Below are 21,378 nucleotides of genomic sequence, written 5' to 3' on the forward strand. Positions count from 1 at the left end.
ATTAGGTTCATTTTTTGTCGTAAAATGGGAGATTGACAGAATGAAAAACAAAAAAGCCGGCATGTATTTGAACACGCCGGCTTTCGTTTTCTGTTTTTATGATTCGCTGCTGTTTCGGTCCCGAAATACAATAGCACTTCTTTCATATTCCACGTCGTCAATGCCGCTTCTCACATTCACAACCCGTGCGGCGGCAAAGAAATAATCGGACAGCCGATTCAGATAACGCAGCACTGTTTCATGAATCTGCTCTGATTTCATCAGCGATACCACTCGGCGTTCCGCCCGCCTTGTAATGGTGCGCGCCGCATGAAGAAGCGAGGCCCCCTTCGATCCGCCCGGAAGAATAAATTTCTTCAGCTCTGGCGCTTCTGCTGTATAGGCATCAATGCGCTTTTCTAAGAAGGAAACGGATTCTTCCGTTAGTTTATAGTCTTTTCTTTCTGTGACTATCGCCAGATCGCCTCCGCAGTCAAACAGCTCATGCTGAATGTTCAGCAGCTCGGCTGTCACATCTTCGAAGCCGGGCTGCCCGGAAAGCTCTGCCAAAGCAAGTCCGACAAAGCTGTTCAGCTCGTCAATCGTACCGTAGCTCTCGACGCGAAGGCTGTCCTTGTCCGTTCTGCCTCCGACTAGGCTCGTTTGTCCCTTATCGCCTGTTTTTGTATATAGTTTCATACATATGTCTCCTTTACAGACTTATTCAAACAGCTCTGCAGCCTCTTTTACACATTCAGCTGTCCCTTTCTGTATCAATTGGTTCAGCCGCTGTTCTGTATTTTGAGATGGCTGAATTTGTGTCGCGGCGATAAGAATATCGCCCTCTGCCCGTCCGTCTCCAAGCACTTTCATCCGTTCTGCTTCAGCGGTCATAAGAGCTTTCACGAAGAATTGATCTGCCGCATAGCCGTTGATCAAAATCCAGATCGAAAAACCGCTCATGACGCAGATGAAAACGGATAATTCTCCATCTTCATACGTTCGATACACGAAACGGTCAAGCCTTCTCTGAGAAGCCATCGCACATGTTTCCGGCAGATGAAAGCCGTTTTCACATAGATAGGCCGTCAGCCTTTCTATCGGATCTGCCTGAACTGGCAGCCGTTTATGGATCAGCGCCCTGCTCCATGAAAACCCTCCACCGACAGGCGCTGAGGATAATGTACGAAGCGGGATTTCCGTTTGCAGGAGAATGTCATCATGCCCCGCTTGCAGCAATGCTTCAAATGGGATAGGCTGCTGGTTCCCGCTGGCTTTTTCAGGCTGAATCACAACCATCGGCTTAGGAGAGCTGTGATGAACCAAGGCGGTGACATCTGTATCGTACACCGTCTTTATGTGATGTTCTGTGACAGCATATTCCGGTTTTTGCTTAGGACCGGCTGTGCCGTTTTTCATAAACAAGAGCTCATCACAGTACAGGCTCGCCGTATTCAGATCATGAAAAACGCTGACAGCGGCCCATCCGTTTTCTCTTGTCAGGCGTTTAATGAGATCAAGCAGTTCTTTTTGGTAGGCCAGATCGAGAAAATTGGTCGGCTCGTCCAAAAATATAATATGCGGCTGCTGCGCCAAAGCTTGAGCCAGATACACCCGCTGCTGTTCCCCTCCGCTTAGTTCGCGGATCGATTTTTGTGCAAAAGCGGCCACTCCTGTTTGCTCCATTGCTTCCTGTACAATGGCTTCATCCTTTTCAGTCTGCTGTCTGAACAAACCTGTTTGGAATGGATATCTGCCGAAGGCTACAGTTTCTTTGACGGTGAAGGTAAAGGCTTGATCCGTTTTTTGCGGCAGGACGGCCATGATTTGCGCCAGTTCCTTCGGTTTATAGTCCGTCAGCGGTTTGCCAGCCAAATAAACGCCGCCTTCCTTGGCCGGCAGCGTACCTGTCAGCAAGTGCAAAAGCGTGGTCTTTCCGCTTCCATTAGGGCCGAGAATTCCGAGGAATTCTCCCTTCTCCACTGTTAAGCTGACATTGTTGATCAGCTTGCTGTCGCCGTATCCTCCCGACAGCCCCTCTGCCTTCATCATAAGTTTCTCCCCCCGCGGTGCTGCCGAATTAAAATAAGGGCGAAAACAGGCGCTCCCGCCAAGGACGTAATGATCCCGATAGGCAGTTCAATCGGCTCAATGATCGTTCTGGAAAGCAGATCGGCTAAAACGAGAAAACCTGCTCCAAGCAAGGCGGACAGCGGCAGTAAATGCCGATGGTCCGTTCCCCACAAAAGCCTTGTGATATGCGGAATCACAAGACCGACAAAACCGATTGTGCCCGACACAGCCACAGCGCTTCCCGTCAAAAGAGAGCCGGCTATTAATATCAGCATTTTTCTCTGCTGAACGCTGACTCCGAGAAGCTTTGCTTTGTCTTCTCCATATGTCATCACATTCAGCTCTCTTCCGTTTATGATCAGTAAAATGGTTCCCAAAAGAAAAAACGGGAGAAACAGAACAACATAGCTCCAGCCCCGCATCGAGACGCTGCCAAGCAGCCAATGCACAATCGGCAGCAGGTTGTCTCCTGTCAGGGCAATGATAAGAGAAATAAACGCGCCCAAAAATGAGTTGATGATGACACCGGTCAAAATGAGGGTGGAAACAGACATTGAAGCATGAACGAGGCGGCTGAAGGAAAGGACCGCCGCAATCGTGACAAGTGCCGCGGCTACACTCACAACCGGGAGTGTAAACCCTCCGATGATAGGAAGCTGCAAGCTAAAGAATAGGGTCACAACCGCCCCAACTGAAGCACCGGATGAAACACCGAGCGTATAGGGATCAGCGAGCGGATTTTTCAGCAGCCCCTGAAAAGCGGCTCCCGCGATAGAAAGAGCCGCCCCCACAAGGGCGGCCAGCACAACTCTCGGCAGTCTGATATTCATCATAATATTTTTGTACATCGGGTCATCGGAGCCGATAGATCCGCCGAAGCCTTCATGCCAAAAGACACGGAAGATAGCGGAGATGGGAATTTGCAGGCTTCCGCAAGAAATTCCTAAGATCATGCTCACGGCTAAAAATGAGAAACCTATGATATATGCGGCAAAACGATTATTCCTTAAACGTATCCGGGTAAATGCTTTCCGCAAGTTCTTCGACCCCTTCGATCAGACGGGGACCGGAACGTGTCACAAGATCAGGATCCACATCATACACGCGATGATGTTTCACAGCATTGATTTCGCTCCAGCCATCGCGTTTTTCCACTGCTTTCGCTTTCACTCCGTCTGTCGTCACGATAGCATCGGGATTAAGTTTTACGATCGCCTCGTCTGTCATTTGCACCCAGCCTGTTTGGTCCGCTGCTGCGTTTTTAGCATGGATGACATTCAGCATTTCATTCATAAACGTGTCTTTTCCGGTTGTGTAAATGTCAGGATCAGGAGAAACCTCGATAAATACGCTTTTCTCCTCATCTTTTGAAATGGTTTTCGCTTTTTCTTCAATATCCTTTACATCTGATTTCATGCTCTTCACGAGCTGATCGGCTTTTTTCTCCGCCCCGGCAGCTTCCCCGATCATTTCGATTGATTTGTACACCTCGGAAAATGATTGTGCGTCATTGACAGTCAGCACGGTAATGCCCGCGTCCTTCAGCTGTTTGAGGGCATCCGCTGACGCTGACATGGAAGACTCATGGGCAAGTACGAGATCCGGCTTTAGAGAAATGACTTTCTCAACGTTTACATTCATATCTCCGACCTTCTCAACCTTTTTGACTTCCTTTGGATATGTATCGTTTGTGGTGACGCCAACTACTTTGTCACCGAGGCCGAGAGCGTATGTGATTTCTGTGTTGCTCGGCATTAATGAAACAATCTTTTTCGGCTCCTTTTTGATGGTCACATCTTGATTTGACGCATCATCAATTGTGACAGGGAACGCTTCTGTCTTTTGTTTTGCCTTGGAATCCTTCTGATCCGCAGTATTGCCGCAGCCTGCCAGCATAACGGCAGCCAGCAGAAGCGCAGTCCATATTCCGGCTAATCTTTTCATAACCTTTCCTCCTAAGTGAACTAAAAAAAGCATCTCTACGACGGTAAAGATGCTGTAAACAACACAAAAAAGCCTATTGTTTACACATCATCTGTCCTCGCAGACTTCGTGCTGATCAAACAGGCAGGTATCCTGGCTCTTGGCGCATAGCCAATTACAGTGGCGGGACCGCACCGGCTTTTACCGGTTTCCCTATTAAGCCGGCTGTTGTTCACGGACCGGCACCTATTTGACATTCGTATCCTTTTTTCGGAGTAATTATACTATATGACTGACGGGCTTGTATATGCGTCCTGACTGACTTTTCCCCCGGTATGTGCATGAGAGCAAAATCCTCGTAAACACTAAATTTGATCTTGTATACTTAGTACCATCATTTAGAAAAAGGAATGATTCTTATGGATTTACAGCTAAAAGACAAACTCGTCTTAATCACCGGCTCAACTTCCGGCATCGGGAAAGCCGCAGCAAAAAGCTTTCTGCAAGAGGGTGCGGCAGTCATCGTCAACGGACGCAAACAGGAGACTGTCAATCGCACAGTTGAAGAGCTTTCCGCATATGGAACGGTGCACGGTGCAGCTGCCGATTTGTCAAAGACAGATGAAGCAGCGGCTTTCATTGAAAAAGTCAATGAAATCGGTGATATCGATATTCTTGTCAACAACCTTGGTTTCTTCGAGGTAAAAGACTTTGCCGATGTGACAGATGAGGAGTGGAATCAATATTTTGAAGTGAATGTGATGAGCGCGGTTCGGACAAGCCGTCACTTCCTTCCAAAAATGCTTGCCAAAAACAGCGGCCGCATTTTAAATATTGCAAGTGAAGCAGACATCAAACCGCTTCCGACGATGATTCCATACTCAATGACAAAAACGGCGCTGATCAGTCTTTCAAGAGGAATGGCAGAAATGACAAAAGGCACAAATGTGACGGTAAACTCAGTGCTTCCGGGGCCTACTTGGACAGAGGGCGTGGCATCCTATATGGAAGGCGCAGCACAAGCCGCCGGACAGGATACAGATACATTCATCAAAGACTATTTTAAAGTCAATGAGCCGACTTCTCTTATTCAGCGATATGCGACAGCAGAAGAAGTCGCCAACACGATCATATTCCTCGCGTCTGACGCCGCATCAGCCATTAATGGCACGGCACAGCGCGTTGAAGGCGGTATTATCCGTTCTCTGTAATATACAAAAAACGCATCCGTGTTTCGGATGCGTTTTTTTATACGTCTCCAGCGAATGGAACCGGCTGGTATCCGCCTGTTTCCAGTTTTGCTGAAAACAATCCTCCCGCGTGAGGTTGCTCGTATCTTTCTGTTTCTGTCATTTGTTCGGTTGCCGTTGTGATATAAAGCGTTTTTAAGTCTTTGCCGCCAAACGCGCAGCATGTGACATATTTAGCCGGCACGCTGATTGAATCGATTTCTTTTTTCTGAAACGGGTCAATCTGAACAACGCGGCCGCCCCCAAACAGCGCCACCCACAGCATGCCATTTTGGTCGATTGTCATGCCGTCCGGCAATCCGTCAGTTTGATCAAAACGATAGACGGATTCTGGATTTGAGACATCCCCGCTTTCAGGATCATAGCTGTAGCAGACAATCTCCTGCGTCGGCGTGTCGATGTAATACATCAGATTTCGCTCGCGATCCCAATCCAAACCGTTCGATGTGGAGACTTGATCTTTCATTTTGATAAGTCTGCCGCCTGGATCTAAACGGTATAGCGAGGCCTGGTTTTGTTCGCCTTCCATGCTTGTCGTCCCCGCCCAGAGCCTTCCGTACGGGTCACATTTTGCGTCATTAAAACGCAGGCTCTCATGCATATCCTTCGGCTGTTTGATTTTTTCTAAGCTGTCATCTTGAAGGTGATACAGGTAAAACCCGTCCTTCATCGTCATAATCAGCTCATCCTTTGAATATTTCGCAAGCGCCGTCACAAAGGATTTGAATTTGACAGACCGGTTGATTTTTTTTTCAGGGTCGAAGATGTGGAGCTCGCTCCCTAAAATATCGACCCAATATAAGCAGCCGTTTTCTTCATCCCATAACGGACCTTCACCAATCACTGCCCGAGTGTCTGCTTCCAATACTGCATCCATGTTTGTTACACCTCTTTAGCTTCAGTCTATACATTGTTATTCCCGGCAAAGAGGTGTCCAAACCACTTGTTTATTGTTTTTTAAATAGGATGGTAATGACTGATCCAATGTTTATTCTGCTGTTTACATGAATCGTCCCGTTGTGAAGGTGGACAAGCTCCTTGGCAATCGCGAGCCCCAGTCCCGTTCCGGCAGCAGAATCTTTCGTGTTGGTCCCTCTGTAGTAACGGTTAAACAAATTGGTGATCGTTTCTTCATCCATCCCTTTCCCGTTGTCCTTCACTTTCAAAGAAATGTGATTTTTTGTTTGTTCGAGAATGACCTGAATCTCCGTTCCTTTATCATTGTGCTTCACGGCATTCCCAAGCAGATTTTCTAATATGCGTCTGAACCATGCCTCATCAAGCGCAAATTCAATATGCTCTTCTTTGGACACAAAAGAGATATCATAGCCTTCAGAAAACGGATTTTTCTTGAAATCCTCAATGACATTTTTGAAAAACGGGATCAGGTTTGTCAGCTTTCTTTCAATTGGAAGGGCGTCATTTTTCAGCCGATACGTTAAATTTAAGTCTTCAATCAGCTTGGACATGTATTCAGATTTTTCTCTGACAACCTGTCCCATTTCTTTCACTTCTTCCGGCGACCAGTCATACTGCTTCGACTCAAGCATCATGCTGTAGCCGTAAATGCTGCTGAGCGGTGTTTTTAAGTCATGCGACAAACCGGCAATCCATTCTTCTCTTGTCGCCTGAATTTTTTCTCTGTTTCTTTTATCACGCCTCAGCGTTTCGGTCAGCTGATCCATTGATTCAAAAATCTCACCGAAGAAGCGGTACGGCTGTTTGATTTTCCCTTTTTTGTTTTTGCTAATAGGGCGGCCTTCGCGGTTTTTCGGTTCCTCGAGCTTCCCTTTTGATAGATTAACCAGCCATTTGATCGTGTGAAAAATCGGCAGTCCGAATCGGAACATATACCAAATGGTCATCCAAATGATATACATGAACAGAACGGCCATAACGAGGAACATCGCCTTTAACACAACCTTCAGAAACGACTTGTTAAACTCCTGATCGGTTACGTAGACAGGGTTCGGCACCGTAGCGACCATCCATCTGTCTTTACTAAGGATCTTAACGGAAATTTCCCGCTTATAGTTCCACGGTTTTGAGCTGTATTTAAGCAGCTCCAGCTGGTTCAGCGTTTTTCTTTCACTTTTTGTGCTGTTAATGCTGTCAAGAATGTTTCCATTGCTGTCTAAAAGGTAAATGGCGCCTTTTTCCCGTTTAATATAGTCGATGGTACTCGGCTTATAATGTGCCAGAGAGTCTATTTCTTGTTCGCGCTTTTGAATGGAAGTCAGCATCTGTTCACTCTTTAATTTCCAGCCCGATAACAGAAGATACGATTTGTCTTCAATATTGATGGCCCAATAATTCACCCTATAACGATGAAACTTTTTGGTTTTATAAATAGATAAAAGCTCTTTCTTGGTAAAGCTTCGGGGCACGTCTTTCGGCACACTGTAGGAATAAGCGGTTTTCCCTTTCGAATCAACGATTTGCATCCAGCCATGCTGTTTATCAACAGATTTCTTGAGAAAATCATCCACTTCCCATGTCCCGTCTTCATTTACATCTAGATATGCCTCAAGTGTGTCGGTCGTTGCCTTTGTCAGCCCTGAATTGGATTCAGCATCGCTAAATCGCGAATCTAAATAGAAAAACGAAGCAACAAGCATAACCGTGAGCAGCAGAATCACAATCAGCATCTGCCCAAAAAAGTGAAACAGAAACTTCCATCTTAACCTCATGACCGCTTGCCTTCAGGATTCGGGATAAACCGGTATCCAAGACCGCGGACGGTTACGATATACTCCGGGTTGCTCGGATCGCGCTCAATTTTTTCCCTGAGTTTGCGGATATGGACCATGACGGTATTGTTGTCGCCGTAGGATGGATAGCCCCACACTTTTTCATAAATTTGATCTTTGGATAGCACCACATTGGGATGTTCACAAAAATACTGCAATAGCTGCAATAGCTGCGCTGAACAAGCGACAGCTTCCCCGCCTACAATCAGCTCGGCATTTTGCGGAGAAAATGTAAAATAATCATATGTATATGTTTTATTTGAATTCGTTTCTTTCGACTGATATGTGCGCTTGAGATGCGCTCTGATCCGCGCCGCTAATTCCAGCGGGTTAAATGGTTTTGTGATATAGTCATCAGCTCCAACCGCAAAGCCCGACAATTTGTCCGCGTCGGATGATCTTGCCGTCAGGAAAAAAATCGGAGCCTCTGAATACTCCCTGATCAGCGTGCACGCTTCAAAACCGGACATTCCGCCCATCATGACATCCAGCACGATCAAATCAACTTTATTGGCTTTCACAACCGGAATCGCTTCTTCTGCGCTTGCCGCATCCAGTATATTTCGATAACCTTCTTTCTCGAGAACGCGTTTGATCATGTCCACAATCGCTTTCTCATCGTCTACGATTAAAATTGACGCATTTTCCACTTTTATGTTCCTTTCTGTCACTGTTTTTTTCATCTTATCATTATATCGTTGATTTTTGGTACATTTTTGAATAGGAACAGTCTTTCCTGAGCGGGCCAAGCAGAAAACGGGAACGAGCAGTTCCCGTTTTTCATATTTTCAGATGATAAATGATTATGAGTTCTCGTCTACCATATACAAAATAAACTCCCAAAACCCCGGAACGTCCTGGCACAAAAGCATATCAGCCTTTTCAAACATTTTGATCTTCAGCTCTTGCTCTAAATCTTCTCTTTCTTGATAGGACGTATTGCTGAGTTTTTTTCTGATCATCGGTGAAAAGCATGCAATCAGATGTTCAATGTCATACATGTCGTCTTTTTGTTTCTTTTGTTCAAATTGGCCGTTCACAGCTTACTTTTCCCCCTTTTTTTGCGCCGCTAGCTGCTTTCTGATATTCTCAAGCCCCTTTTTATGAATGTTGGAAATGTTTTGCCGGGACTCCCCTAGTGAATCTGCAATCTCCTGCATCGTGGCACCGTGAAGATAGACTTTTGTCAGCACGCTTTTTTGCTTGTCAGTCAGATTTTGGATCGCTTGATAGAGCTGGTAATCCTGAACATGCTGGCTCAAATCATCCTGCCGGTCTAAAAATGCTTCAAATGCATCGCTTCCCGTCTCGGAAGGAAGCCGTTCTCCCGCTTCAGGATGATCCACCGTCAGCGGATACCGTTTTTGGTTTTTGCGAACCCGCTTATCAAAATCAATAGAAAAGATCCGAATCATTGAATTCATATACTTGACGATGCGGATTTCCTTATAAAATTGCTTAAATTGCTCGTCCAACGATTTTGCATCTTTTTCGTTCGGGCTTTCCATTACGTTTTTGAACAAACGGTAATGCTGAGGATTGCTCAAAAAATGCTTCACGATGGGATGCTTCATTATCTCCTTACATTTTGACCGTAAAAGACCTTGATAGTCCATCAAACCGCCTCCCTACTAAATTAAATGAAGGAAAGCAAAAAAAAGTAAACTACTACTTTCTGACTAGCGCTTGCCTTAAATACAGCCGCAGTTTACGTTTTCTTGGATTTCCTTCACTTACATACATGACTGCCAAAAAAGAAGGGAGGTATTTTCCCATGGATCAGGTTTTTATAGAGGAAGTCGTAAAACAGATCGGCAATCTGGGGTTTCCCGCGCTGATTGCGATGTACCTGCTGACCCGATTTGAGAAAAAGTTTGATCAGCTCATAGAACTGATGACAGAACTGAAAGATCAGAAAGCAAAAAATTAATTTTCAATCGAAGTTGACTTTTCACTGTTTTTTTTCACTTAACAAGACAGAAGGGAAACGAAAGGCCTTTCACCTTCTCTTTCTGCTCACACATTTCATTTTTTAAGGAGGAGACATTTTTATGAAAAAACAAAACGACATTCCGCAGCCAATCAGAGGAGACAAAGGAGCAACGGTAAAAATCCCGCGCAATATTGAAAGAGACCGTCAAAATCCTGATATGCTCGTTCCGCCAGAAACTGACCATGGCACCGTCAGCAATATGAAATATTCATTCTCCGATACTCATAACCGATTAGAAAAAGGCGGATATGCCCGCGAAGTCACCGTGCGTGAGCTGCCGATTTCAGAAAACCTCGCATCTGTAAATATGCGGCTGAAACCAGGTGCCATTCGCGAGCTGCATTGGCATAAGGAAGCAGAATGGGCTTATATGATTTACGGAAGCGCAAGAGTCACAATTGTGGATGAAAAAGGGCGCAGCTTTATTGATGATGTAGGCGAAGGAGATCTTTGGTACTTCCCGTCAGGCCTGCCGCACTCTATTCAAGCGCTGGATGAGGGAGCTGAGTTCCTGCTCGTGTTTGACGATGGATCATTCTCTGAAAACAGCACGTTCCAACTGACAGACTGGCTTGCCCACACTCCTAAAGAAGTCATTGCTGCGAACTTTGGAGTGACGAAAGAAGAAATCGCCAATTTGCCGGGCAAAGAAAAATATATTTTTGAAAACCAAATTCCAGGCAGTTTAAAAGATGACATTGTGGAAGGGCCGAACGGCGAAGTGCCTTATCCATTTACTTATCGCCTTCTAGAACAGGAGCCGATTGAATCAGAAGGCGGAAAAGTTTACATTGCAGATTCAACAAACTTTACAGTGTCTAAAACAATCGCATCCGCGCTCGTAACAGTTGAACCCGGCGCTATGAGAGAGCTGCACTGGCATCCGAATACTCATGAATGGCAATACTACATCTCCGGCAAGGCAAGAATGACCGTTTTTGCATCTGACGGCCATGCCAGAACGTTTAACTACCAAGCCGGTGATGTCGGATATGTTCCATTTGCAATGGGCCATTACGTTGAAAATATCGGAGATGAACCACTTGTCTTTTTAGAAATCTTCAAAGACGACCATTATGCAGATGTATCCTTAAACCAATGGCTTGCAATGCTGCCTGAAAAATTTGTTCAAGCGCACCTTGACTTAGGCAAAGACTTTACCGATATCCTTTCAAAAGAAAAGCATCCGGTTGTAAAAAAGAAATGCAGTAAATAAAAGACTTGCAGCTTGCAGAGAGCACTCGTTCTCTGCAAGCCTTAATAAGGAGCTGAACCAGTGAAACTTCAAACTTCTCCAAAACGTTTATTGCGGCTCTCCACACAGTACGTGCTGGCCGCGGCAGCAGTGGTATTGACTTATTATACAGTGATTTTGGCTTTGTTTTTTTTAGCGGGAACGAGCTACCGCTCAGCAGCTCATGTCCTGCTTTTTGCTGTGTTATTCCTTATCCTTGGGTTATTCTTTGAACCTTTTGAACGCCTGATCATACATAGCTTTACATTTTTCAGAACAGGAAAACGCTTATTCATTTTTCTTGCCGGCATCGTACAGCTGCTGTTTTTGTGGATGACTGCCCATACGACAGACCAATTGATGAGTGACATCTGGCTGTCCACCACAGAAGAAATGATCGTCGCAGGCGTTTTTCTGATTTTAGACAAATGCAACTCAGCCCTTCCAAGCTAAAAAAAGAACGCATTCCAATTGGATGCGTTCTTTTTATTCATAGCGAAGCGCGTCTACAGGCTGAAGCTTAGATGCCTTGATGGACGGAAGCAAGCCGAAAATAATACCGACTGCCATTGAAAAGATGAGTGCTCCCACAACAGCCGGAACGGAGACAATAAAAGGCATCGGAAAAACGACCGTCAGCAGCTTAGCGATGCCGAAGCCCGCCAGGACACCGAGTATTCCGCCAATGCTTGTCAGCACGACAGCCTCGGTTAAAAACTGAAATAAAATCACACGCCGCTTAGCACCGAGCGCTTTCTTAATCCCGATTTCCCTCGTGCGTTCCGTGACGGAAACGAGCATAATATTCATGACGCCGATACCGCCGACCAAAAGTGAAATACTGGCGATTCCCCCAAGCAGCAATGCAAATGACTGATTAAAGGACTCCACTTCCTGCGCGATCTCCTGAAGATCCATAACAGTGTACTCTGCTTTTTCCAGCTCAGTGTCAGACAGTCCTTGGTTTAAAAGATCGGCAGCCATTACGCCCGCCTCTTGGATATGCTCAGAGGAATCGGCCTGCACAGCGATCTGCGTTGGCGCGTCAAATCCTTCAATGAGTGGCCATACTTTTTTCGGCGCGTACAAAACAGGATTCGCGTAGTCGCCCTCAAACATGCTTTCCTGCTGATTTTTTTCTTTAAAAACACCGGCAACCTTAAACGGCACACCGTTCATCTCAATGTTTTGATGCAGAGCGTCTCCGTCTGGAAACAGTTCATCTCTTGCAGCTTCATTGATCATCACTACTTGGCGTGTGCTGTTTAATTCGTTTTCTGTCAGCTTTCTCCCTTCGGTTATACGGATCGGGAACATATCAAAATAATCACCGTCAACTCCGTACACTTGAGGGTACGAAACGTTTGTTAAATGAAAAACGCTCGCTCCTTCAGACAAATAATATAAGGATAATCCTTTGACCATAGGATCAGATTTGATCGCCTTTACTGTTTCTTCCGCTACAGGCGGCGCTGACGTATACGACACCTGAGAGCCGCCGCCCTCCTCTTCTCCGCCCGACGGCTGATAGACAACATTAATCGCGTTATTTCCCATGCCGATCATGCTTTGCTTTAATTGTTCGCTTTGGCCCTTCAACATCGAAACAATCGCGATAATTGCCGCTATGCCGATAATGACACCGAGCATTGTCAGAATCGATCTTAATTTATGAGAAAAAATAGACTGAAAAGAGATTCGAATATGTTCAAGCATGGCTGATATCCCCTCTCTCATCTAAAAGCAATTCACCGTCTCTGATAAAAACGGTTCTGTCAGCTTTTCTGGCGACGTCCGGGTCGTGGGTAATCATAATAATGGTCTTGCCTTCCTGGTGCAGTTCGGAAAACAGCGACAAAATTTGTTCGCTTGATTTGGTATCAAGCGCACCGGTCGGTTCATCAGCTAAAATAAACCTCGGCTGATTGACAAGGGCCCTCGCTATCGCCACCCGCTGCTTTTGCCCGCCGGACAGCTTCGGAGGCTTGTAGGAGACTCTGTCTTTTAACCCGACCTTTTCCAGCGCTTCATAGGCTCTTTGTCTTCTTTCTTTTTTCTTCACTTTATTGTAGATCATCGGCAGTTCGACATTTTGCAGCGCGGTGAGACGCGGCAGCAGATGAAAGGTTTGAAATACAAACCCGATTGATTCGTTGCGGATTTCGGCTAAGGCACCGTCTTTCCCTTTCAATATATCTATGTGGTCAAGCGTATAGGTTCCGGAGGTTGGCCTGTCCAAGCAGCCGATGATATTCATTAACGTCGACTTTCCAGAACCTGAAGGCCCCATAATCGCCAGAAACTCACCCGCCCGGACAGTCAGATTAATATGCTTCAAGATTGGAACTTCGTCTTTACCCAGCTTGTACGATTTCGAAATATTATTCAGTGTCAGCATTGACTGTAACCTGCTTTCCTTCCTTGACCGCGGGATCAGGATAGATCACATAATCTTCCGGCGTCAGGCCGCTCTTAATTTCCACCATGTCATTTTCATCAGTCTCACCGATTTCAACAGGCTGTTTGACCGCTTTCTGCTTCTCATCGGCTTTCCACACATACGGTTCGCCGTCATCCTGAATGACCATGTCGGATGGCAGCTTAATCGTGTTCGCATCAGCCTCATCACTCATTACTTCGATGTTGACATGATAGCCGACTTCGAGGCCTTTATGGCTGTCTAATAAAATGGTGAAAGGATAGTTAGAGGATTGAGGGTTCATTTCTTCCTCAGCAAAACTCTCTGTGTCCTCACCCTCGCCTGCTCCCGCGGGAAGCTTGCCGATCGAGGTGACCTTTCCTTTCCACTCGCCTTCACCGCCTGTTTTCAGCGTGATTCTGACTTTGCTGCCTTTTTTGATTGTGTCCATTAACAGCTCGTTGATTTGGCTTTTGACCAGATATTTGCCCGTCGAAACAATCTGGATATACGGACCTGCTGCCTGGTCACCTGTTGCTCCGTCAGCGATATCCTGATTGACGCTTTGAACGATCCCGTCATGCTTGCTTGTAATGACATTGGAACCTTTGTTTTTCGTCAGGGCTGCCAACTCTTTTTGATGCTGCTTCAGCTCAAGCTGGCTTGTTTTCAAATCGAAATTGGCCTGATCAAGCTCGTCTTGAAGCTGGGATTTCTCTTCTTTTCCTGCCGCTTTCAGCTTCTTATCCGTTTCAGTAATTGATTTTTGCAAACGGCTGATTTGAAGGTTTGTCATTTCGATTTGCAAATTGGCTTGCTCAACCTCATCGGAATGATCCTCACCCTCATACTCAAAAAGCTTGTCGCCCTTTTTGACCTGATCGCCTTCTTTGACGTATGTTTTTTTAATACTGCCTTTTTCTGAATCTATGTATACTTTCTGCTGTTTCTCAGGCTCAATCTTTCCAGAAAACGTTTGGCCTGATTCTGAGTCTCCTCCCATGTATACCGCTACCGATTCGGCATAGGGCTCCGATGATACGGCAATCTGGTTCATGTGAGTAAAAAAGTAAAAACCGCCGGCACCGATCCCAGCCAATACAAGCACACCGGCACATATCGCACCGCCAATAAGCCATTTTTTCTTCTTGGACACAACGATCTCCTCTTTCTGTAAACTATGTAATATTTTCGAAACATTCTAACCAATATTATCTATTAATTCAAATAGACTTTCAATCTATTTATTGAAATAATGGAATCAAATAGGAAAATCGTATTTTAACGGACAAAAATAAAAAAATCCCGGCTCTGAACCGGGATTTTTCTTACACAGAAACAAGCGTTTTTTCATTTTTAATTAGGTCATAAGTCAAACATACAGGTTTATTTGTACGCGGATCAGTCACGATTTCGGCATCAATCTGAAATACCTGCTTCAAAATGTCCGGCGTCATGACCTCCAATGCGCTGCCTTCCTTGATGACCGTGCCTTTTTTGAGCGCGATCATATAATGAGAAAAACGGGCCGCATGGTTAAGGTCATGAATGACCATTAAAATCGTCCGCCCCTGCTCTTTGTTAAGTCTGTCAAGCAGCTGCAAAATTTCAAGCTGGTGAGCGAGGTCAAGATACGTTGTAGGTTCATCCAGCAGCAGCAGCTCTGTCCCTTGCGCAAGCGCCATGGCAATCCACACACGCTGACGCTGTCCGCCTGACAGTGCCTCGATCGGCCGTTCAGCGAATTCAGCCATGCCTGTTTCTTCAAGCGCCCATTTGATAATCCGGCGGTCTTCATCATGTAATCTGCCGAACCCTGACTGATGCGGAAACCTGCCGTACGACACCAATTCATACACCGTCAAACCGCTCGGCGCTTCAGGTGTCTGCGGCAGAATCGCCATATCTTTCGCAATGTCCTTTGTAGACATTTTATGAATGGCTTTGCCGTTTAAATAGACGGCGCCTGCATGTGAACGCATAATTCTGGACATTGTTTTTAAAATCGTTGATTTCCCGCAGCCGTTCGGGCCAATTAAGGTGGTAATTTTCCCTTTAGGAATCGAGATATTTAAATCCTCTACAATCACCCTGTCGCCATAACCGATTCCAAGCTGATTTGTCGATAATGAGTCCATATTCGGCCCCCTCCTCTAATTCGCTTTCATCAATAAATAAATAAAGTAAGGCGCGCCTAGCACGGAAATGACAAGTCCGACTGGAATTTCCGACGGTGCCAATACATTTCTCGCCAGCGTATCAGCGAGCAAAAACAGAAATGCGCCGATGAAGGCGGAGACCGGTATCAGCGTCTGGTGACGGGGACCGGTAAGCCTTCTTGCCACGTGGGGCGCGATCAATCCGAGAAACGCGATGCCTCCTGCAGCGGCCACGCATGAAGCGGCCAGAGTGACCGCTGCCAGAAGGAGAATCCGTCTTTCTCTTTCAACAGCAGTGCCCAGTCCGGTCGCTAATTGGTCTCCGAGCTGCAAAATGTTCAAATAGCGTGCCTTATATAAAGTAAACGGAAGCAAGATCACAATCCAAGGGAGTATCGCCCAGATCATATTCCAGTTCGCCCCCCAGATCGAGCCGGATATCCAAACCGCAGCTTGCATAAAATCATGAGGGTCCATCTTGAGCTGAAAAATCAGCAACAGGGCGTTAAATCCTGCATTCACGCCAATGCCGACTAAAATCAGCCGAATCGGTGTCACGCCTTTCTTCCATGCCAGAAGATAAATCAGAAATGCGGCGAGGATCGCGCCTGCCAAAGCACTGAACGGCAGCATAAATGTTCCGAAAAAGCTGAGATCTGAAGCTGATCCTTGAAAAAAGTAAATAAAAAGCACAACTGCAAGTGAGCCGCCGGCGTTAATTCCGAGAATACCGGGCTCAGCCAGATCATTTTGAGACACGCTTTGCAAAATGGCTCCGGCAACGGCGATCCCTGCCCCAACGAGCAAGGAAAGGATGATCCGGGGCAGCCTGAACTCAAATAAGACCAGTTCATCGCGGGCCGTTCCTTGGCCGAAAAAGACCTGTAGGGTTTTAAGCGGCGCAATTTTGATGACACCCAAATTCAGGCTGATAAAAAAGACCAGCACGATAAGCAGAAACGTAACTGCTATCACAACGAACGGTTTTTTCGTTTTTGTTTTCATTACAGCCCTCTCCTTTCACGGCGTGCCAAATAAAAGAAAAAGGGAACGCCGATGAGAGAGGTCAGCGCACCGAGAGGCGTTTCAAAGGGCGCGTTTACGAGTCTTGACGCAATGTCAGCAAAAACGAGCAGAACAGCGCCAAGCACCGCCGAGCAAGGAATGATCCACCGATAATCCACACCGACCAAAAACCGGGTAATATGAGGAATGATCAGTCCGATAAATGCAATGGTGCCGGCAATAGAAACCGCAGTTCCCGTCAGAATCACAACGACAAGCATGCCAACCACCTTCACCGCTGATGTATATTGTCCAAGCCCTTTCGCCAGCTCGTCACCAAGACTTAGCACTGTCACCGACCGGGCGATAATAAAAGCAAGCGTTAAACCGACAGCCCCTGCGATCAGCAAAAGCTGGACACCCGACCATTTCACACCTGCTACCCCGCCTGCGTACCAAAAGCTGATATCCTGAGCGACGTCAAAGCGGATTGCGATAGCAGTTGAAATCCCCGTAAAGAAATAAGTGACTGCTGTTCCCGCGAGAGCAAGCTTTACAGGCGTAAGACCGCCTCTTGAAAACATGCCGATGCCCATTACCGTTGAGGCCCCCAGCCCCGCTCCAGCAAAGGACCATAGTACAAGCCCCATGGCAGAAAGTCCCGGAAAAAAGGCAAACGCAATCGAAATGGCAAACGCGGAGCCCGATGTAACGCCCATAATCGAAGGCTCTGCCAAAGGGTTTCTCGTCATCCCCTGCATAATCGCTCCCGACACTGCTAATAAAGCGCCGACAAGCGCGGCCGCAGCCGTTCTCGGCAGCCGAAGATCGTGTATGATTTGGTGGGACGTCTCAGTCGGCTGATAATGAAAAATGGCGTCCCATACAGTGCGCAAATGAATATCCGCTGCACCGAGGGATATGGATAAAAATGCGCCAAGACAAAGCAGACATAGACCTGCAATAAGGACGATGACCGCGCCATATGTCCTTGACGTCCATTCTATTTCTTTTGATGCAGTCTGTATATTTTTATGTTGACTCAACAGCCGTACTTCCTTTCCGATACTGATAATGATTATCAATTGCTGTTTCAGTATATCATTTTTTTCAGCTGGTGTAATAGAGCGTTTTGAACAAAAATGAGAATATAACTGCAAAAATATCGTGTCAACTGGCTCTTACGATGATATAATCACATTGATAATGATTCTCTTTATCACTTATTTTTTCCAGAAGGAAGGTATAAGATATGACCCATATATACAAGAAACTTGGAGCCGCGTTTTTTGCCCTGCTATTGATTGCAGCGCTGGCAGCCTGCGGGAATAACTCAGAAAGTAAAGGCTCTTCCTCTAGTTCAAAAGACGAAGAAACCTTTACATACAAGGCTGAAAACGGAAATGTGAAAATTCCTAAGCATCCTAAACGGGTGGTTGTCATGGCGGACGGCTACTATGGCTACTTCAAAACACTGGGCATCAATGTCGTCGGTGCGCCTGAGAATGTGTTTAAAAATCCTTACTATAAAGGAAAAACTGACGGTGTCACAAACATCGGAGACGGCACTTCCGTTGAAAAAGTCATTGATTTGAACCCTGACCTGATTATTGTCTGGACAACGCAAGGCGCTGATATAAAAAAACTTGAAAAAATCGCGCCGACCGTCGCAGTAAAATACGATAAGCTCGACAACATCGAACAGCTGAAAGAATTCGCAAAAATGACGGGAACGGAAGATAAAGCCGAAAAATGGCTGGCTGAGTGGGATAAAAAAGTTGCGGCAGCTAAAACAAAAATCAAAAAAGCCGTCGGTGACAAAACCATTTCCATTATGCAATCGAACGGAAAAGACATTTACGTATTCGGGAAAGATTTCGGAAGAGGCGGAAGCATCATTTACAAAGATCTCGGCCTGCAGGCCACAAAGCTCACAAAAGAAAAAGCCATTGACCAGGGCCCTGGATATACAAGTATTTCATTAGAAAAGCTCCCTGACTTCGCCGGGGATTATATTTTCGCAGGTCCATGGCAATCAGGCGGTGATGATGGCGGCGTATTTGACAGCTCCATTTGGAAGAACCTGAACGCCGTTAAAAATGGCCATGTCTATAAGATTGACCCGATTGGCTTCTATTTCACAGACCCGATTTCATTAGAAGGCCAACTGAAGTTTATTACGGAAAGCTTAACAAAATAAACAGAAGAGCCGCAGGCCGCGGCTCTTTTTTCATGCAATAAAAGGAGCGGCTCATGTTGAACCACATCGGATATTTTTTTACTCAATTCATATTAAGCTGTATCATCATCGCGATCAGTTTTTTTAACGGACTTTATACCGGAAAACCTTTTTCAGATGTGCTACTTGTTTTTATCTTAGTGCTTGTTCTGTTTGGTTTGCTGGAGAGGCTGAAAAAACGTTTTTTGCAAATACGATTATCCGTAAAGGTTTTTCTTTCTATTACAGCTTTCCTGTCAGCTGTTTTAACAATCGGATTGCTAATAGGAGAAATTGTATTTCAATAAAAAAAGACACCTGACAAAGCAAATCAGGTGTCTTTTGTTTATGCTTGTTTTTCTTTCTGGAACTTTTTAATCACAAATGGATAAACAATCAAGCCGACAAAGAATAAACCGATGCCGAGAATAAATGTCGTTAAATCCGCTGTGCCTGTTACGATAACAAACAATGAGTATGCACACGCTAAAATCGCAATCAATCCGTCTTTTAAGCGGGAGCCTTTCAGCTGGTCATACGTTTCGCCTTTGATGACAAGCTTCAAGCTGTAGATCGCTGATACCAAATACGGAATTAAATACGCAAGCGTTGCCGCTGTCGTTAAAAATGTAAATGCGTCACTTATTGTCCGGGAAATAACCGAGAAAATGAAGACCTGTGACATCACGTTAGTAATAATTAATGCGTTAACCGGGCTTCCTTTTTTATTCGTTTTCGCAAAGAATGCCGGGAAATCTCCTGCTTTAGCGGCTTGGTATGGAACCTCAGAGCCAAGCAAAATCCAGCCGAGCATCGTTCCGAATAAGCAAAGGATAGCCAAAAGTGCCATAATCACGCTTCCCGCGTTTCCGACAATCGCATACAGTACATCAACGAACGGTTTATCAGAGCCGACAAGTTTATCATGCGGCAGTACACCCATCGTAATTAAAGTCACAATAATATAAATGCTCAAGGCAATCAGCAAGCCGGTAATTGTCGCACGTTTCACATCACGCTGAGAGCGCGCACGGCCGGACAGGATCACCGCCGATTCAATTCCGACAAACGCCCACAGTGTAGAAATCGCGGCGTTATGCACCTGGCCGCCAATTCCAATGCTTGTGCCGTTTTCTCCTTGAATAGGGAAATAAAAATGACCGAATAATGCCGTTTGAAACACAAACAATCCGGCAACGATAAAGAAGACAAAACCTAGTACTTTAGAAAGCGTTGTGACAAAGTTCAATTTACTTGCACCGTTAATGCTTGCAACAAGAATCGTGTGCGTTCCCCATAACAAGATCGTACATACAGCAAACGTCAGCAATTGGCCGAGTGTCACCTCTTGCCCGCCGATCGAAAACATTTCACGTTTATCAACCAAGATCGGGAAGAACGAAGTCAAGTAACCGGCGAGGCTTGTAATGATCGCCACGTTACTGATCCAGCTCGCCACCCAGTAGCCCCACACCATTGTGAAACCGGCAGCGTTCCCTTTCTTCGGATCAGAGAACAGCGCTCTTGCATAACTTTGCGGTCCCGCTGTCAGTTCAGGCTTGCGAATGGACAAATGCCCGAAGACAAGTGCAATCATCAGCACGCCGGCACCTGTCAAAAGCCAGGCGGACGTGGCGCCAAACGGACTCGCGATTGAAGCAAGCGAGCTCGGTAAGGAGAAAATCCCTGATCCTACCATATTTCCAACGACAAACGCCGTTAATAACCAAAAACCCCATTTTTTCGTCTGTTCCATTCCAGTACCTCCATGATTCTTTGTACGGACCAGACCCCGAGATCATGTAAACGCAAAAAAAGCCTGAACAAAAGTCCATGCTTAAAGAAACACACACCCTTGATCTCCGGATAGCCCTCCGCGAAAAAGCACGCGGCAGTCCTGCACTTATTCAGATACAGTCCCAGCATAGAGAAGGATCGGCTTTCTCCACACTTCGGCGCTGATGCCTTTTACACATGTTTAACAGCTCCTGTCAGCCTGGCATGTGTGACTCATCATCCGCGCAACCTCTACCTCACTGAGAAAGAGTGAGGATTTAAATATTCAGTTACTCCCAGAAGGTTATCAAAGAAAGAATGATCTGTCAAAGGGAACAGATGGAAAATACGGATAGGGCCAAGCCCTATCCGCATTTGGTTATCGATTATTTTTCTTTTTTTGCACGGCTTCTTGAAGCGGATCATCTTTTAGAGCTGAACCGGCATCTTCAAGCGCTCCCTGGATTACGTTTTTTTCTTTTTCAGAACGTTTTCCTTTATCTTTATTAAAGAAACCCATTCGAATCACCTCTTTTAGAAAATAGGTACATGTTTAAGATGCCATTTTCCTTAAAAAATTATGCGGGAAATTTTTTATC

The 21,378-nt window shown here is 45.8% G+C and carries 23 protein-coding genes and 2 riboswitches; of the genes, 6 read left to right on the forward strand and 17 right to left on the reverse strand.

Features of this window, described 5'->3' with window-relative positions:
* Positions 1–96: 96 nt before the first annotated feature.
* The 4 genes from EFK13_RS17005 to EFK13_RS17020 are packed head-to-tail and all read right to left on the reverse strand — an operon-like array spanning position 97 to position 3,996.
* On the reverse strand, positions 97–678 hold the full coding sequence (locus EFK13_RS17005) for a cob(I)yrinic acid a,c-diamide adenosyltransferase (protein WP_129507617.1): 582 nt from the start codon (positions 676–678) through the stop codon (positions 97–99).
* Positions 679–699: 21 nt separating this feature from the next.
* A complete protein-coding gene (locus EFK13_RS17010; protein WP_129507796.1) occupies positions 700–2,028 on the reverse strand; it encodes an ABC transporter ATP-binding protein in 1,329 nt (442 codons plus the stop codon).
* Positions 2,028–3,089 (reverse strand): FecCD family ABC transporter permease, encoded by a 1,062-nt coding sequence (locus EFK13_RS17015; protein WP_129507616.1) that lies wholly within the window; start codon positions 3,087–3,089, stop codon positions 2,028–2,030. Before EFK13_RS17015 ends, EFK13_RS17010 begins: the two co-directional genes overlap by 1 nt.
* Positions 3,052–3,996, reverse strand: coding sequence for an ABC transporter substrate-binding protein (locus EFK13_RS17020; protein ID WP_129507615.1), 945 nt, complete (start codon positions 3,994–3,996; stop codon positions 3,052–3,054). The genes EFK13_RS17015 and EFK13_RS17020 overlap by 38 nt, the downstream gene beginning before the upstream one ends.
* A 105-nt stretch (positions 3,997–4,101) precedes the next feature.
* A riboswitch (cobalamin riboswitch) is annotated at positions 4,102–4,240 on the reverse strand.
* Positions 4,241–4,394: 154 nt separating this feature from the next.
* Here EFK13_RS17020 and EFK13_RS17025 point away from each other — a divergent pair.
* Positions 4,395–5,186, forward strand: a complete 792-nt coding sequence (locus EFK13_RS17025) for an SDR family NAD(P)-dependent oxidoreductase (RefSeq protein WP_129507614.1) — start codon at positions 4,395–4,397, stop codon at positions 5,184–5,186.
* 37 nt (positions 5,187–5,223) lie between these two features.
* Here EFK13_RS17025 and EFK13_RS17030 read toward each other — a convergent pair whose 3' ends face one another.
* From EFK13_RS17030 to sigO, 5 genes are all read right to left on the reverse strand, one after another.
* Positions 5,224–6,102 (reverse strand): SMP-30/gluconolactonase/LRE family protein, encoded by an 879-nt coding sequence (locus tag EFK13_RS17030; protein ID WP_129507613.1) that lies wholly within the window; start codon positions 6,100–6,102, stop codon positions 5,224–5,226.
* 70 nt (positions 6,103–6,172) lie between these two features.
* On the reverse strand, positions 6,173–7,915 hold the full coding sequence (gene yvrG / locus EFK13_RS17035) for a two-component system sensor histidine kinase YvrG (protein WP_129507612.1): 1,743 nt from the start codon (positions 7,913–7,915) through the stop codon (positions 6,173–6,175).
* Complete coding sequence (gene yvrH / locus EFK13_RS17040; RefSeq protein ID WP_129507611.1) at positions 7,912–8,625, reverse strand: two-component system response regulator YvrH; 714 nt, start codon at positions 8,623–8,625, stop codon at positions 7,912–7,914. The genes yvrG and yvrH overlap by 4 nt, the downstream gene beginning before the upstream one ends.
* Positions 8,626–8,778: 153 nt before the next feature.
* Complete coding sequence (gene rsoA / locus EFK13_RS17045) at positions 8,779–9,015, reverse strand: sigma-O factor regulator RsoA (protein ID WP_019259445.1); 237 nt, start codon at positions 9,013–9,015, stop codon at positions 8,779–8,781.
* A gap of 3 nt (positions 9,016–9,018) precedes the next feature.
* A complete protein-coding gene (gene sigO, locus EFK13_RS17050) occupies positions 9,019–9,549 on the reverse strand; it encodes an RNA polymerase sigma factor SigO (RefSeq protein WP_080474824.1) in 531 nt (176 codons plus the stop codon).
* A 200-nt stretch (positions 9,550–9,749) separates the two neighbouring features.
* On the opposite strand from sigO, the gene EFK13_RS17055 reads away from it, so the two are divergent.
* The 3 genes from EFK13_RS17055 to EFK13_RS17065 all read left to right on the forward strand — a co-directional run bounded on the left by EFK13_RS17055 (position 9,750) and on the right by EFK13_RS17065 (position 11,655).
* Entirely contained in the window at positions 9,750–9,905 is a 156-nt protein-coding gene (locus EFK13_RS17055; RefSeq protein WP_003221632.1) for a YvrJ family protein, read from the forward strand.
* A gap of 121 nt (positions 9,906–10,026) precedes the next feature.
* Positions 10,027–11,184 (forward strand): oxalate decarboxylase, encoded by a 1,158-nt coding sequence (gene oxdC / locus EFK13_RS17060; protein WP_129507610.1) that lies wholly within the window; start codon positions 10,027–10,029, stop codon positions 11,182–11,184.
* A 60-nt stretch (positions 11,185–11,244) separates the two neighbouring features.
* Positions 11,245–11,655 (forward strand): acid stress-sensitive anti sigma factor RsiO, encoded by a 411-nt coding sequence (locus tag EFK13_RS17065; RefSeq protein WP_129507609.1) that lies wholly within the window; start codon positions 11,245–11,247, stop codon positions 11,653–11,655.
* A gap of 33 nt (positions 11,656–11,688) precedes the next feature.
* Here EFK13_RS17065 and EFK13_RS17070 read toward each other — a convergent pair whose 3' ends face one another.
* The 6 genes from EFK13_RS17070 to EFK13_RS17095 form a co-directional block, all read right to left on the reverse strand.
* The gene (locus EFK13_RS17070) at positions 11,689–12,918 is read right to left on the reverse strand and encodes an ABC transporter permease (protein WP_129507608.1); all 1,230 of its coding nucleotides are present in this window, start codon (positions 12,916–12,918) and stop codon (positions 11,689–11,691) included.
* Positions 12,911–13,600 carry an ABC transporter ATP-binding protein gene (locus tag EFK13_RS17075; protein WP_129507607.1) on the reverse strand — a complete coding sequence of 230 codons (690 nt, stop codon included), beginning with the start codon at positions 13,598–13,600 and terminating at the stop codon, positions 12,911–12,913. Before EFK13_RS17075 ends, EFK13_RS17070 begins: the two co-directional genes overlap by 8 nt.
* Complete coding sequence (locus tag EFK13_RS17080) at positions 13,584–14,777, reverse strand: efflux RND transporter periplasmic adaptor subunit (RefSeq protein ID WP_129507606.1); 1,194 nt, start codon at positions 14,775–14,777, stop codon at positions 13,584–13,586. The genes EFK13_RS17075 and EFK13_RS17080 overlap by 17 nt, the downstream gene beginning before the upstream one ends.
* Positions 14,778–14,949: 172 nt before the next feature.
* Positions 14,950–15,759, reverse strand: a complete 810-nt coding sequence (locus EFK13_RS17085) for an ABC transporter ATP-binding protein (RefSeq protein ID WP_129507605.1) — start codon at positions 15,757–15,759, stop codon at positions 14,950–14,952.
* Between the two features lie 15 nt (positions 15,760–15,774).
* The gene (locus EFK13_RS17090) at positions 15,775–16,785 is read right to left on the reverse strand and encodes a FecCD family ABC transporter permease (protein ID WP_129507604.1); all 1,011 of its coding nucleotides are present in this window, start codon (positions 16,783–16,785) and stop codon (positions 15,775–15,777) included.
* Positions 16,785–17,831, reverse strand: coding sequence for a FecCD family ABC transporter permease (locus EFK13_RS17095; RefSeq protein ID WP_167470878.1), 1,047 nt, complete (start codon positions 17,829–17,831; stop codon positions 16,785–16,787). The genes EFK13_RS17090 and EFK13_RS17095 overlap by 1 nt, the downstream gene beginning before the upstream one ends.
* 206 nt (positions 17,832–18,037) lie before the next feature.
* On the opposite strand from EFK13_RS17095, the gene EFK13_RS17100 reads away from it, so the two are divergent.
* Positions 18,038–18,985, forward strand: coding sequence for an iron-hydroxamate ABC transporter substrate-binding protein (locus EFK13_RS17100; RefSeq protein WP_064816334.1), 948 nt, complete (start codon positions 18,038–18,040; stop codon positions 18,983–18,985).
* 53 nt (positions 18,986–19,038) lie between these two features.
* Positions 19,039–19,311, forward strand: a complete 273-nt coding sequence (locus tag EFK13_RS17105) for a hypothetical protein (protein WP_240034941.1) — start codon at positions 19,039–19,041, stop codon at positions 19,309–19,311.
* 38 nt (positions 19,312–19,349) lie between these two features.
* Here the strand turns inward: EFK13_RS17105 and EFK13_RS17110 are convergent, their stop codons facing one another.
* A complete protein-coding gene (locus EFK13_RS17110; protein ID WP_129507602.1) occupies positions 19,350–20,759 on the reverse strand; it encodes an amino acid permease in 1,410 nt (469 codons plus the stop codon).
* A 103-nt stretch (positions 20,760–20,862) separates the two neighbouring features.
* Positions 20,863–21,042, reverse strand: a riboswitch (Lysine riboswitch).
* Positions 21,043–21,158: 116 nt separating this feature from the next.
* Positions 21,159–21,299 carry a small acid-soluble spore protein SspJ gene (sspJ, locus tag EFK13_RS17115; RefSeq protein WP_003221612.1) on the reverse strand — a complete coding sequence of 47 codons (141 nt, stop codon included), beginning with the start codon at positions 21,297–21,299 and terminating at the stop codon, positions 21,159–21,161.
* Between the last annotated feature and the right edge of the window lie 79 nt (positions 21,300–21,378).

Source organism: Bacillus cabrialesii, from assembly GCF_004124315.2.
Lineage (GTDB): Bacteria > Bacillota > Bacilli > Bacillales > Bacillaceae > Bacillus > Bacillus cabrialesii.

Excerpts from the sequence above, each read along its gene's own strand:
- EFK13_RS17110 (WP_129507602.1), bottom strand. The coding sequence starts at position 20,759 with ATGGAACAGACGAAAAAATGGGGTTTTTGGTTATTAACGGCGTTTGTC.
- sigO (WP_080474824.1), bottom strand. The coding sequence starts at position 9,549 with ATGAAGCATCCCATCGTGAAGCATTTTTTGAGCAATCCTCAGCATTAC.
- EFK13_RS17070 (WP_129507608.1), bottom strand. The coding sequence starts at position 12,918 with ATGCTTGAACATATTCGAATCTCTTTTCAGTCTATTTTTTCTCATAAA.
- yvrG (WP_129507612.1), bottom strand. The coding sequence starts at position 7,915 with ATGAGGTTAAGATGGAAGTTTCTGTTTCACTTTTTTGGGCAGATGCTG.
- EFK13_RS17005 (WP_129507617.1), bottom strand. The coding sequence starts at position 678 with ATGAAACTATATACAAAAACAGGCGATAAGGGACAAACGAGCCTAGTC.
- sspJ (WP_003221612.1), bottom strand. The coding sequence starts at position 21,299 with ATGGGTTTCTTTAATAAAGATAAAGGAAAACGTTCTGAAAAAGAAAAA.
- EFK13_RS17055 (WP_003221632.1), top strand. The coding sequence starts at position 9,750 with ATGGATCAGGTTTTTATAGAGGAAGTCGTAAAACAGATCGGCAATCTG.
- EFK13_RS17075 (WP_129507607.1), bottom strand. The coding sequence starts at position 13,600 with ATGCTGACACTGAATAATATTTCGAAATCGTACAAGCTGGGTAAAGAC.
- EFK13_RS17030 (WP_129507613.1), bottom strand. The coding sequence starts at position 6,102 with ATGGATGCAGTATTGGAAGCAGACACTCGGGCAGTGATTGGTGAAGGT.
- EFK13_RS17025 (WP_129507614.1), top strand. The coding sequence starts at position 4,395 with ATGGATTTACAGCTAAAAGACAAACTCGTCTTAATCACCGGCTCAACT.
- EFK13_RS17100 (WP_064816334.1), top strand. The coding sequence starts at position 18,038 with ATGACCCATATATACAAGAAACTTGGAGCCGCGTTTTTTGCCCTGCTA.
- oxdC (WP_129507610.1), top strand. The coding sequence starts at position 10,027 with ATGAAAAAACAAAACGACATTCCGCAGCCAATCAGAGGAGACAAAGGA.
- EFK13_RS17105 (WP_240034941.1), top strand. The coding sequence starts at position 19,039 with ATGTTGAACCACATCGGATATTTTTTTACTCAATTCATATTAAGCTGT.
- EFK13_RS17020 (WP_129507615.1), bottom strand. The coding sequence starts at position 3,996 with ATGAAAAGATTAGCCGGAATATGGACTGCGCTTCTGCTGGCTGCCGTT.
- EFK13_RS17085 (WP_129507605.1), bottom strand. The coding sequence starts at position 15,759 with ATGGACTCATTATCGACAAATCAGCTTGGAATCGGTTATGGCGACAGG.
- EFK13_RS17010 (WP_129507796.1), bottom strand. The coding sequence starts at position 2,028 with ATGAAGGCAGAGGGGCTGTCGGGAGGATACGGCGACAGCAAGCTGATC.
- EFK13_RS17090 (WP_129507604.1), bottom strand. The coding sequence starts at position 16,785 with ATGAAAACAAAAACGAAAAAACCGTTCGTTGTGATAGCAGTTACGTTT.